The 13039-nt window shown below is 57.1% G+C and carries 5 protein-coding genes; 3 read left to right on the forward strand and 2 right to left on the reverse strand.

The features are described from left to right. Positions 1 to 84 precede the first annotated feature (84 nt). A complete protein-coding gene (locus HMPREF1207_RS14205; RefSeq protein WP_009677105.1) occupies positions 85 to 3306 on the reverse strand; it encodes an FG-GAP-like repeat-containing protein in 3222 nt (1073 codons plus the stop codon). A 178-nt stretch (positions 3307 to 3484) separates the two neighbouring features. On the opposite strand from HMPREF1207_RS14205, the gene HMPREF1207_RS14210 reads away from it, so the two are divergent. Next, entirely contained in the window at positions 3485 to 5629 is a 2145-nt protein-coding gene (locus HMPREF1207_RS14210) for a methyl-accepting chemotaxis protein (RefSeq protein WP_009677061.1), read from the forward strand. A gap of 161 nt (positions 5630 to 5790) precedes the next feature. On the opposite strand, the gene HMPREF1207_RS14215 is transcribed toward HMPREF1207_RS14210, so the two are convergent. After that, the gene (locus HMPREF1207_RS14215; protein WP_009677029.1) at positions 5791 to 7176 is read right to left on the reverse strand and encodes a glycine--tRNA ligase; all 1386 of its coding nucleotides are present in this window, start codon (positions 7174 to 7176) and stop codon (positions 5791 to 5793) included. Positions 7177 to 7981: 805 nt separating this feature from the next. Here HMPREF1207_RS14215 and HMPREF1207_RS14220 point away from each other — a divergent pair. Together HMPREF1207_RS14220 and HMPREF1207_RS14230 are read left to right on the forward strand one after the other, a co-directional pair. Continuing rightward, complete coding sequence (locus tag HMPREF1207_RS14220; RefSeq protein ID WP_009677097.1) at positions 7982 to 10054, forward strand: glycosyl hydrolase family 18 protein; 2073 nt, start codon at positions 7982 to 7984, stop codon at positions 10052 to 10054. Positions 10055 to 10386: 332 nt separating this feature from the next. Further along, complete coding sequence (locus HMPREF1207_RS14230; RefSeq protein ID WP_009677102.1) at positions 10387 to 13026, forward strand: U32 family peptidase; 2640 nt, start codon at positions 10387 to 10389, stop codon at positions 13024 to 13026. Positions 13027 to 13039 lie beyond the last annotated feature (13 nt).

Below are 13039 nucleotides of genomic sequence, written 5' to 3' on the forward strand. Positions count from 1 at the left end.
AGAAGGCGTACAGCCGGATGGGCCGTAGGAACGGCAGGCACCGGCTGTACTCGGGAGCGGGACGGCGTTAACCGGCCCCTCCGTTTATTTTTTAAGAGACAGGCTTATGGTCGTCTTATCTCCGTAACGCGTAAGTGTATACATGCCGGTTGCCGCATCTTGTTCAAGCTTGATATCCGCCTGATTTCCCGGGATCGTCAGCCCGTCCGGGCTGTAGATTTTAATTTGCTGCAGACCGGCCGCCTGCAAATTGAGTTTCCAGGTGCCGCTCTCGTGGGTATCCAGCTCGAACGGCACATTGGCACGGACAATGTGAGCTTCCCCGGCAGGCTTGCCGATATGAAGCTGCGCCTCGCGGGCAAGGCCGAGGTACAGCTTGCCGCTGCGCTCGGTGTATACGTCGGACTTGGCGGCAAGGGAGTAAGGCGCGTATTTCTCGCCTTTTTCCACCACGACGCCCGGCGTATTGGCGTACTCGGCCGCCTGTTTCGGCACGGCGGACGTATCCGCTCCGATCGTGAGAGACAGATGAAGGCCTTTGCCGGAAATCCGGTCTTTCACTTCGTCCATGATATAGTCGGCCCAGGTGCGCTTCACGGTAACCTGCGTTGTCAAGGTAGTCAGGAAGGAACGGGCCATTTGGGTTTCCGTCATAAAGTTATAATCGTACTGATTCCGAATGTCATCGAGGAAGGAAGCGAAATCCTCCAGTTCCCCTACGCGAGCAGGGAAGTGATACTCAATGTGTTCGAAGTAATCAATGGGCATATCGCGTTTGATATAAGAATCGTAAATATCGACCGTAGAGCTTTCGCCTGTTTTGCGAAGCACCGGAGCCGGCGTGTAAATCAGCATAGGCTGATCGCTGCCGCTCTTGTCCTTCGTCAGCAGGAAAGGAAGCCCCCAGATGTAATCCGTACCGAGCCGGGGCTCTGTAGGCGTATGTGACGGCGTAAAGCCAAAGTTGAACCAGATTCCCTGCTCGTTCTCGTTGCGGAGTGTCTGAAGCCGGTCCGGGAAGTTGATCCGCCAGGTGTGCTGGTTCGTTCCGGGCATCGTCCAGGGAAGGCCGAGCTTCTCGAACGCCTGCTTGTGCAGAGCGATCTCCTGCTTCTCCTGGGCGTCGCTGACGAAATTGTGCACATATATGTGCGGATACAATTCGAGATGATTCTGCTTCGTATACTGCAGGAACTCCTGCAGTTCCGCCTTGTAAGGGAAGGCCGGCGAATCGACCGGAACCGGCGATCCGAACTCCAGCTGTCCGACGATCAGGTCTACGACACCGTCGTGATTCACATCGTGCCAGACCGGCACGGAGTTGTGCCCGCCGACCAGGGCGTTCGTGCCCATCTGATTCAGCGTGGCGCCGTTTACGCTTCCCTGGGCGGTGAAGGTTCCGCCGCTTTCCTGGCGGAACACGCGCAGATCCCCCTCGTTGCTGCCGACAACGAGGTCCGCCCGGCCGTCGCCGTCCATGTCACGGACGGACGGCGCGGCGTACTTGGCGCCGACGTCCGCGACTACGGCGCCGGCGGAGAGGCGCAGCGCGCCTGCCTGCGGCGCGCGGTACACCCGGACCTTGCCGTCGGCGTCTCCGACGACCAGGTCCGGAAAGCCTTGGCCGCGGAGATCTCCCGCGGCCGCGATAGCCGGTCCGGGCACCTTGATGGGCCCGGACGGGTCCTGCAGGGCGGTTAGCGGCGCGAACCGCCCGCCGCCTTGGCCGAGCGCGATCTGCACGGCCCCGGTGGCATCGCTGACGAGAAGGTCGATCTTCCCGTCGGCGTTCCAGTCCACCGCATGCACGGAAGCATGCGGACCGGTCTTGAGCGGCTGGCCACTCGTCAGCAGCAGCTTCTCCGGCTTGCCGTACACATCCGGCAGCTTGAGGCCGCCCGGCGCGGGATCGCGCTCGTAAGCCTCCGGCTTCGGCCCGAGGTTCGGATACACGTAGACGTATCCGTCGCTGCTGCCGGCGAGAAGGTCTTCCTTCCCGTCCCCGTTGATGTCCGCGAACGCCGGTACGAGCCGGTGCGGGCCTTCTACGGGATCGGCCAGCGATTTGTAGTCCGGATACTCCGCCAGGCGTATGGCGCCTTCCTCGGACTGCAGATGCATGCCGCTGCTGTAATACGAAGCGGGCGATTCCCCGCTGAACTGCGGCTTCTCGTTGGATCCGCCGTTCAGGTGGACGGAGACGCTCTCTTTCCACTGTCCCCAATAGAAGGCGGAGCGGACCAGCGAGAAGGACGGGATCTGATTGTACTTCTTCGTCAGCTCCGCCCATTGGATCGCTTCCTTGTCCTTGAACGCTGGCATGGCTTCGAAATGGTTCTGGTAGGACATGGCCGGACGCCCGTAAGGCCCGAGTACTTTGGTCACGCTGTACCCGAAGGTTTCCTTGGACACGTAAGTGACGAATTCCGTGCGGAACTGGGCGTTGGCCGCCGAGAAAGCGAAGTTGAAGTAGGGCTCCAGCTTCAGGTCTTTCTTGTCGAAAAAGGCGGTGCCCGGTTTCAGGCTCCGCTGCTGATCGTACTTGGCGGCCAGGCTGCCGAACCCCTGCGTGGGGTCCATGCCGCTTTGAAGATCGTAGCCCGTAATAAAGTACCGGTTAGGCAGGAAGGTGCTGCTCAGGAGTACCGTTCCTTCGCCGACCTTATTGACGGCGACGAGCGCTTGTCCGTTCAGCGTAACCAGCGGCTGCGCCGTTGAAGGATCAAGGCCGTAGCCCCAATAGAAGCCCGGAAGATTGTCCATCGTTTCCCGTTTGAAGAAATTATCGCTGAAAAGTTTGATGACTTCCTGCATGCCTTGAGCGTTCACCGGCACGGCCGGATATTGAAACTGCGGTTTGGCCTGCGGCGGCGCTATGAGCTGCGTCTGATAGGCTCCCAGAAAATCGGCGGGAAACTTGCTTGCGAACGCATTGTCGAGAAGCAAATGCCCTCCGTTTTGCACATAGTCCTGGAGCTTCTGGATGTATCCGTTGTCGGGTATGTTTGCGAGCTCCGGATCCGGCACGACCGCATCGTACGATTGCAGCTTGCGGGCCGACACTTCATCCATCGGCTTCCGTTCAAGCTCCAGATTCGCCGCCAGCGACTGCCGGAACTGTTCGAATGCCGCCGTGTCATAGCGATCGCCGCCGGTTGCGTACAGCAGGCGGACCTGCTCTTTCTTCCCTGTGAGGAAGGCTGCCGCTCCGACTGCCAAGAGAAGGGCGGCCAGGCAAAATACCGCTATGGCGGTTCTTTTTTTCGACAAATTCATCCCTCGATTTTTGTATATGATCCTTGCCATTATAGCACTTCTCCCTCCGTTTGTTAACTTTGGGAGCGGCTGCGCCGCGGTTCCGCGCATTCGCCGAATCCGAAAAATTTTGCCGAAAAATAGGTTCATAAATAAAACCTCAAGCGCCGATATATAGGAAAGGTGAATATTTACAATCCGAAATCATTCTGACAAATGGGGAGTTGCTATGAGTAACAAGTGGAGTGAGAAGATAGCCGGAGGCTGGCGGAGCGCGGTCAAAAAGATACAGAACCTTGCGCCGGCCAAGACTGCGGCGGGCGGCCCTTCCGGCCCGGGGGGAGGCGGGAATTCGATTCCCGCGCTAAAAGCCGTAGGAACGAAGCTGTTCGTCATCTTTTTTCTCAGCATTCTGATCGCCGTTCTGATTGTGGGAACGCTGTCTTACCAGACTTCCAGCAGCGTTGTGGAAGAAGAAGTATCGAAAGCGGCTCAACAGACCGTTATCCAGACGGGAGAAAAGCTTGATTTTCTTTTCCGGACTTACGAGAAGATGTCGCTGGATATTATGATCGACAAAACGGTCGGCGCTTCGGTGGATCAGCTTGCACGCCCGAATATATCCGATTCGGATGTCGCCATCGCCCGGATGAATCTGGACAGCAACCTCAAGAAATACTCGCAAACGGACGAGAATCTGGCGGGCATTTACATTATTCCGGTAACGGAAAAAGGGGTTCCTACCGGCTACGGTCAGGAAAAGCTGATTCAGGAGAATACCGCTCTCATTAAGAGCGTGAAGGATGGAGACGGTAAGGCCATCTGGTTCGATTCGAAAATCAACGGCTATTTTACACAGCTTTCCTTCCCTACATTCGGTGTCGCGCGTGTAATGAAGAACGATTACGGACAAGGGAATTATATGGTCCTGCTGGAGATCAAGACGGACTATCTCTACAATCAGCTTTCCGGCGTTCACGTCGGACAAACGGGCAGGATCGAAGCGATGAATGCCAAACAGCAGCTGATGGTGACCGAGAAATCCGACATGATCGGCAAGGAAGCACAGGTTAAACTGGAAGGCCAGCTGCAGGATCAAGGCCGTACGAAGGCCGATGTGAGCGGAGAACCGAATCTGATCGTTTATACAAAAAGCAAACAGACGGGCTGGCTCATTTACGGCTTTGCGCCGCTGGATGAAATCACGGAAAAGGCGAACGGCATTTTCGTATTGACCGTCTGGGTGGCGATTATTTCCGCTCTGCTTGCGGTCGTGGTCGGCTGGCTGATGAGCCGCATGATCGGCAAACCGCTGGTCGAGCTGGGCCATCTGATGAACGAAGGAGAGAAGGGCAACCTGGCGGTACGCACTCTCTTCACACAGCGTCAGGACGAGATCGGCCAAGTGGGCAAGAGCTTTAACGGCATGATGAGCAAAATCACGGATCTCGTCAATCAGACGAACCGTTCGGCGGACAGCGTGCTCGAAACGGCGCGGGAGCTTACGGACGCATCCAAGAAAACCGCGCTTTCGGCGCGGGAAATCGCGACGGCTACGGAAGATATCGCCGGAGGGGCGACAAGCCTGGCAGTTGCGGCCGAGAACGGAAACGATCTGACATCTCAAATTTCCGAGCAGATGAAATACGTCATCGAGAAAAACATCCGGATGTCTATCGCCACTTCCGAAGTGCAGCAGATGAGTGAGCGGGGCATCGAGCAGATGGATGAACTGACGCAGAAAACTCTGCAGAGCGAGCAGATGACCCACTCTCTCGTAGACCGGGTCGATACGCTCAAGCAGAGCACCAGTTCCATCCGCAAAATTCTCGATGTGCTTACGAAAATCACCGCGCAGACGAATATTTTGTCGTTGAACGCGAGTATTGAAGCGGCGCGTGCCGGAGCGGCGGGCAAGGGGTTCATGGTCGTTGCCGGAGAGATCCGCAATCTGGCGGACCAATCCAGAGAATCGATCGTGAACGTAGCCCAGATCACCGAGGAAATTCAGCGCGAGATGGACGCTACGGTAGAAGCGCTGTCGGCCGCTTATCCGCTGTTCCGCGAACAGACGGAGTCGGTGAAGGAGGCGAACCAGATGTTCTCTTCCGTGAAAAACGAGATGGACAATCTGCTCATCCAGTTGGATGAGGTCTCGACTTCCATCAACGATCTGAACGAGTCCCAGATGACGCTTGCCGATGCGATGGCCAACGTGAGTGCCGTTGCGGAGCAATCTTCCGCGACAAGCGAAGAAGTCGCTTCCCTGAGCAGCGAGCAGCAGAGCGTGAGCGAAGGGCTGGTACGCCTGTCCGGAAAGCTGGAGGACGTTTCCAGCCAGTTGAGCGAATCGCTGACGAAGTTCAAGGTGTAGAACCGGATCGATAAACCGCACAGCAAAAAGCCCGGCCGACGCAGCATCCTGCGGTGGCCGGGCTTTTCATGTAGGAAGTCCCTTGCGGGGCGGAGCGCAGCTTTTTTAGATTCACGCTGTATTCCGCTCCATAAGGGGCTTTTAATCAGCTCCATGCTGTCTTAGAACTGAATTTTGCTCTCGATGAACGCCTTCAGCTCGCTGATCGGCATCCGGGTTTGTTCCATCGTATCGCGATCGCGCACGGTAACTTGGCCGTCCTGTTCGGACTCGAAGTCGTACGTGATGCAGAACGGCGTGCCGATCTCATCGTGACGGCGGTAACGCTTGCCGATGGAGCCGGTGTCGTCGTAATCGACCATGAAGCTTTTGGCCAGATCGGAGAAGATCGCCTGCGCGCCTTCGGACAGCTTCTTGGAAAGCGGGAAGATCGCCGCTTTGAAAGGAGCAAGCGCCGGGTGAAGGTGAAGCACGGTGCGGCTGTCGTCGCCTTCCAGCTTCTGCTCTTCGAAGGCGTCGATCAGGAAGGCCAGCGTTACGCGGTCGGCGCCGAGCGAAGGCTCGATGCAGTACGGCACGTACTTCTCGTTGCCCGCTTCTTGATCCACATAGTTGAAATCTTCGCCGGAGTGTTCCATATGCTGCTTCAGGTCGTAATCGGTGCGATCGGCGATGCCCCAGAGCTCGCCCCAGCCGAACGGGAAGCGGTACTCGATATCCGTCGTGGCATTGCTGTAGTGGGACAGCTCGTCATCGGAGTGGTCGCGCAGACGGATGCTGGCTTCTTTCACGCCGAGGTTCAAGAGCCAGTCGCGGCAGTATGCGCGCCAGTATTCGAACCATTTCATGTCCTCGCCCGGTTTGCAGAAGAATTCAAGCTCCATCTGTTCAAACTCGCGCGTACGGAAGGTGAAGTTGCCCGGCGTGATTTCGTTCCGGAAGCTTTTGCCGATCTGGCCGATACCGAAAGGAAGCTTTTTGCGCATGGTGCGCTGTACGTTCTTGAAATTCACGAAAATACCCTGCGCCGTTTCCGGACGCATGTAAACGACGTTGGAGCTGGACTCCGTTACGCCCTGGAACGTTTTGAACATCAGGTTGAACTGGCGGATGTCCGTGAAATCGCGGCTGCCGCAATCCGGACAGGCGATTTCGTGCTCGTCCATCAGCGCTTTCATCTGATCGAAGGACAAGCCGTCCACCACGAGCTCGATGCCTTTGGCATCCAAAGCGTTTTCGATGATTTTATCCGCGCGGTGGCGGGCCTTGCACTGTTTGCAGTCGATCATCGGATCGTTGAAGTTGCCGACGTGGCCGGATGCGACCCATGCTTGCGGGTTCATCAGGATAGCGGCGTCCAGACCGACGTTGTACGGAGACTCCTGGACGAATTTTTTCCACCAGGCGCGCTTCACGTTGTTCTTCAGTTCTACGCCGAGAGGGCCGTAATCCCACGTGTTGGCCAGGCCGCCGTAAATTTCGGAACCCGGGAAAATAAAACCTCTGTGCTTGGCCAGAGCTACGATTTGATCCATGTTGACGCTCATTTTTGTTCGCTCCTTTGCGTATTTCGGGAATGGGTAAAACATGATGCAAGCCAAATCGCCTGATCGCTGCCCGGGTCATGGGAATTTCCGTCTGAGCAGACTCCGCAGATCCGTACGGAGCCCTCCGCCGCCCAATCGAAAAAGCCCCCAATCCCACAGGCATCCGATATGCCTAGGGACGAGAGCTTGAGCACCCGCGGTTCCACCCTAGTTGATGCTCCGCCCGGATATCCGCCTTTCCCCGTCATTCCGTACCCGTCCGGCGCTTGCTCATCGGACAAAGGATCGGATTGCGGTGAATGGCGCCTGGCTGGCGCATCCCCTTTCTTGCCGCACGCGGCTCCGGACTGCCGTTTCGCTGGTTCCTTGCCCGGGCTTCCACCATTCCCGGATCGCTGATTCGAAGGAAATTCAGGTACTATTGGTCCTTCACGGCCGCATCGTATGCAGTTGGGAATAGTTTACCTAAGTTGTGCAAAAAAATCAATGCGGCAGATGCGCAGCCGGGACGCAAAATATTTTTATGGAAAAGGAAGGAAATAAATGTTGAGAGTCGAACTGTTTAGGTATTAAGAGAACTGCGGCGATAAAAATGACCCGGACGCATGCATCCGCAGATGCACATTTTGCAGCTTGTAAAGTTAAAGCCATTTAACTTTTACAGAGACTCGGAGGAGGAGATAAACGAAAGAACGACAGGCTGACGAGCAAGATACGAATGACAGTCAAGGAAACGGCTGTGCCCGGACGGGTTAAACGGGTTGTCCCGGAAAGTTTCCTAATTATGAAGGGAGAGAATTAACGGATGAATGGAAAAGCAAAAAGAGGATTAGCGTTCGCTCTGGTCGTCCTGCTGCTGCTCGTATCCCTGCCGCTGACCGCTTTGGGCGCGTCGGAATGGGCACCGGGAACGGCTTACAAGAAGGGTGAGATCGTCAGTTACAGCGGAACGCTCTATGAATGTGTGCAGCCGCATACGGCACTGCAGGGCTGGGAGCCGCCGAACGTACCGGCGCTGTGGAAGAAATCGACAGCCGTTCCGGACACGCAAGCGCCGACAGCGCCCACGGGATTGAACGCGGGAACCGTAACGGGGAATTCCGCTGCACTCAGTTGGACGGCTTCTACCGATAACATCGGTGTAAGCGGTTACGAGGTGTACAACGGCACGACCCTGGCCGGAACTTCCACGACGACTTCGTATACGGTAACCGGCCTGCAGCCGAATACGTCCTACACGTTTACCGTGAAGGCGAAAGACGCTGCCGGCAATGTGTCCGCAGCCAGTGCGGCGGTTACGGTTAAGACGGCAGCCCCTGACACGCAGGCGCCGACTGCTCCGACTAATGTAAAGGCCGGAAATGTAACCGCTAACAGTGTAGCGCTAAGCTGGACAGCGGCTACCGACAACGTCGGTGTAACAAGCTACGACGTATACAACGGCACAGCACTCGCGGGCTCCACGTCCTCGACAAGCTACACGGTGACGGGCCTTCAGGCGAACACGGCGTACACGTTCACCGTGAAAGCCAAAGATGCGGCGGGCAACGCGTCCCCTGCAAGCGCGGCTGTAACGGCAACGACGACGACACAGCCGACCGGAAGCAACGAGATTATCGGTTACTTCCCAAGCTGGACTTCGTACAATACGCCTTCTTTCACACCGGCTAACGTAGATGCAACGAAAGTATCCGCCATCAACTACGCGTTCCTGGATATTTGCTGGAACGGCAGACACGGCAACCCTTCCAATGATCCCGAGAATCCGAATGCTCAAACCTGGCCGTGCCAGGACGGCAACGGAGCGGCAAACAACGCGCCGAACGGGTCCATCGTACTGGGCGATCCTTATGTGGATGATGTCGGCGAAGGCGGCGGCTACGAGAGCCTGAAAAAGCTGGCTCAGCTGAAAACGAAAAATCCGAAGCTGAAACTGTTCTTCTCCGTCGGCGGATGGACTTGGTCCAACCAGTTCTCCAACACGGCTGCGGATGCGACAGCCCGCCAAAACTTTGCGACTTCGGCGGTTTCCCTGCTCCGCCAGTACAATTTTGACGGTATTGATATCGACTGGGAATATCCGAACGCCATCGGCGTACCTTGCGCTTCCGGTCAAACCTGCCAGCGCTCGGCGGATAAAGCCAATTACATCCTGCTGCTGCAAACTCTGCGCCAACAACTGGACACCGCCGGACAGAAGGACGGCAAGCAGTACTATATCACGATCGCGTCCGGAGCTAATTCCACTTTCGTGGCGGATGCGGGCGGCACTTCGAACTGGATCACCCAAGCTGCGAACTATCTGGACTGGATCAACATCATGACTTACGATTTCCACGGTCCTTGGGATACTTCCAGCAATCACGTAGCACCGCTTTACAACGATCCGAGCGATCCGTCGGGCACTCCGCAGTTCAATGTGGATTCCGCCGTCAAAATCTATCTGAATAAAGGCGTGCCGGCCAGCAAAATCACGGTAGGCGAACCGTTCTACGGCTACGGCTGGAACGGCTGCAACGCGGGAGCCAAAGGCGACGGCCTGTACCAAAGCTGCTCCGGCTCCTCCAACACGGGTTCGGACGGCTCCACGTTCAACTTCTCGTACCTGCAGAACAAAGGCTACCTGACGAAAGACGCAAGCGGCAAATATACAGTGGGCGGCCTGGGCTTCACGCGTTACTGGAACGACGTGACCAAGACACCTTACCTGTACAACCCGACGAGCAAAATTTTTATCACTTACGAGGACGAGGCTTCGATTCACGCGAAGAACGAATATGCGAAGTCCAAAGGGCTGCGCGGCGTCATGTTCTGGGAGCTGGAAGCCGACAGCAACAAAACGCTGCAAACGGTCGTTTCCAACGATCTGCCTCACTAAGCACTTATCCATTTGGAGATTTTTATAGGAAGAAAAGCGGGCGCTGTCTTATGACGGCGCTCTTTTTCTATGGAATGGGTGCGCTGGAACGGTTCCGTTTCGCTTTCTTATACGACTGTAGATGTGCTTCAAATAGGCAGTACGCAGCGGTGAACGACTTCCTTATGGCCGGGGCCGCCAGCCGCCTGCGGAAGAATTTTGTCCGGAGGCTTATTTTTGTTAACCTTATGACAAAAAAAGGGCGCCGCGGGGGCTTTTGCGGGTTGCGGGCGAACATTCACAAAGGTACACTAGTTATGTTACCTGATTTGCACAATGAAAGGATATGAATCATGCGATCTTTACGCAGAGAAGATATAGAGCTTCTGGCTCCTGCCGGCGACTGGGATTGTCTGCGGGCGGCCGTAGCGAACGGCGCCAATGCGATTTTTTTCGGGGTTGAAAAATTCAATGCCCGCGCACGCGCGCACAATTTCAAGATGGATGAACTGTCCGACATTATGTCGTTTCTACATTTATATGGCGTCAAAGGCTTTCTGACGTTCAACATTCTCGTGTTTGAGGACGAGCTTCGCGATGCGAAAGAACTTATCGAGGCTTGCGTGGATGCGGGTGTGGACGCGGTAATCGTACAGGATCTGGGCCTTGTCAAAATGATCCGCGACATCTCCCCGGATTTCCCGATCCACGGATCGACGCAGATGACCATTACTTCACCGGAAGCGGTGGAGTTTACAAAACCGTTCGATATCGAACGTGTCGTGCTCGGACGCGAAAACAACTTGAAGCAGATCAAAACGATCGGCGATCAGGCGAAGCTTCCGATGGAAGTTTTCGTGCACGGTGCGCTGTGTGTTTCCTATTCGGGACAATGTCTGACATCCGAAATGTGGGGCGGACGCTCCGCCAACCGTGGAGAATGCGCCCAGGCCTGCCGGCTGCCGTATGACCTGATCGTCGACGGAGAGCCTAAACCGATGGGGGACGTAGCTTACCTGCTGTCGCCCAAGGATTTGGCCGCTATCGAGCTGGTTCCGCAGCTTATCGAAGCGGGCGTCACCTCGTTCAAGATCGAAGGACGCCTGAAAAGTCCGGAGTATGTAGCCAACGTCGTGAGCAAGTACCGCCGGGCTATCGACGCGTATTTCGACGGGAAGGATGCGAAGCCGTCCAAGGAAGATATCCGCGAACTCCAGCAGAGCTTCTCGCGCGGATTCACGAGCGGGTTCCTCGAAGGAACGAACAACAAGAAGCTCGTGGACGGCACGTTCCCGAAGAGCCGCGGCGTATTCCTCGGCCGCGTGAAGCAGGTTCTGCGCGATGCGGTCATTTGCGAGATTGAGGCGCCGCTCAAACGCGGAGACGGGATCGTGTTCGATGCGGGCGACCCGACGAAGAAGGAAGAGGGCGGCCGCGTGTACGACTTGCGCCGCAAAGGCGTCAAGATGGAAGGCGAAGCCGAAGGCGGCCTGATCGAAATCGTGCCGGGGCGCAACGATGTGGACCTCGGACGTGTCCGCGTCGGAGACCGGATCTGGAAGACGAGCGATCCGGCGCTCGACAAGCGTCTGCGTCAGACGTACGAAACGGAGAAGCCGTACCGTACGTTCCCGGTCCACCTTCGCGTCACGGGAGCGGTAGGCCAGCCGCTGAAGACCTGGTGGAGCGATCCTTCCTCGAACCACAGTGTGTTCGTGGAAAGCGAAGCGCTGCTGGAAGCGGCCCTGAAGCGCCCTCTCGGCGAAGAGGTGCTGGCGGAGCAGCTGGGACGTCTCGGCGGCACGATCTTCGAGCTGGCCGGACTGGACGTCCAGCTTAGCGGCGACGTGATCGTCCCGATGCGCGAGCTGAACGCCCTGCGCCGCCGCGCCGTGGAGCTGCTCGAAGCCGAGCGCCAGAAGCCGCGCCGGTACATGAAGCGCGAGGTCGACGCTTACGCCGACGAGCAGCTGCTCCAGGCGCCGGTGAGCGCCGAAGAGCGCCGGGTAAGCGGCCGCACGGATGCGGCCCCTGCGCACACGGTTGACGCGGCGGGCAAGACCGCAGACGGCACCGGAGCCGCTGGCGGACAGGCAGCGCAGCCTTACGGCGTGCGCCTGACCGCACTCTGCCGCGGCATCGAGCAGGTGCTTGCGGCTGTCGAAACCGACGTCGATATGATCTACGCCGATTTCGAGTTCATCAAGCAGTTCCCGGCCGCTGTGGAGGCCGCTCATGCCGCGGGCAAGAAGATTGCGCTGGCGACTCCACGCATTCATATGCCCGGCGAGACCGGCTACTTCCGCAATATTTTGAAATTGCGGCCGGATGCGGTACTTATCCGGAACACCGGCGCGATGTACTTCTTCATGAAGTACCGCGCGGAGAACCCGGAGGAGTACCAGCCGGAGCTGATCGGCGATTTCTCGCTGAACATCGCCAACCATAAGACGGCTTCGCTCTTTGTAGATGCCGGATGCTCCATGGTCACTCCGTCGTACGATCTGAATATCCAGCAGATGGTGGATATGCTGTCGCGCACGGATACGTCGAAGATGGAGATGGTGATCCAGCAGCATATGCCGATGTTCCACACGGAGCACTGCGTGTACTGCACGTTTATGAGCGAAGGCACCGACTTCACGAACTGCGGACGCCCTTGCGAGGATCACCGCGCCTCCCTGCAGGACCGGATCGGCATGTCCCATCCGGTTCGCGTGGATGAAGGCTGCCGCAACACGGTCTACAACGCCATTGAGCAGTCCGGCGCCGAATATTTGAACCATTTCCTTGAACTGGGCGTACGCTCCTACCGCGTCGAGTTCCTGGAGGAATCGCCGGAGAAGGTCAAGGAAGTGCTGGACCTGTACCGCCGTGCAATACGCGGCAACATTACCGGCACGCAGGTATGGAAGACGCTCAAAGCGACCAATCAGCTCGGCGTTACCCGCGGTCAGCTTGTTAAATGGGGCCGCGTGGATACGATGGAATAAGCAACGGATCGGA

The sequence above is a fragment of the Paenibacillus sp. HGH0039 genome (assembly GCF_000411255.1).
GTDB lineage: Bacteria > Bacillota > Bacilli > Paenibacillales > NBRC-103111 > Paenibacillus_F.

Coding starts and splice junctions, on each gene's coding strand:
- HMPREF1207_RS14220 (WP_009677097.1), top strand. CDS start 7,982: ATGAATGGAAAAGCAAAAAGAGGATTAGCGTTCGCTCTGGTCGTCCTG.
- HMPREF1207_RS14210 (WP_009677061.1), top strand. CDS start 3,485: ATGAGTAACAAGTGGAGTGAGAAGATAGCCGGAGGCTGGCGGAGCGCG.
- HMPREF1207_RS14205 (WP_009677105.1), bottom strand. CDS start 3,306: ATGGCAAGGATCATATACAAAAATCGAGGGATGAATTTGTCGAAAAAA.
- HMPREF1207_RS14230 (WP_009677102.1), top strand. CDS start 10,387: ATGCGATCTTTACGCAGAGAAGATATAGAGCTTCTGGCTCCTGCCGGC.
- HMPREF1207_RS14215 (WP_009677029.1), bottom strand. CDS start 7,176: ATGAGCGTCAACATGGATCAAATCGTAGCTCTGGCCAAGCACAGAGGT.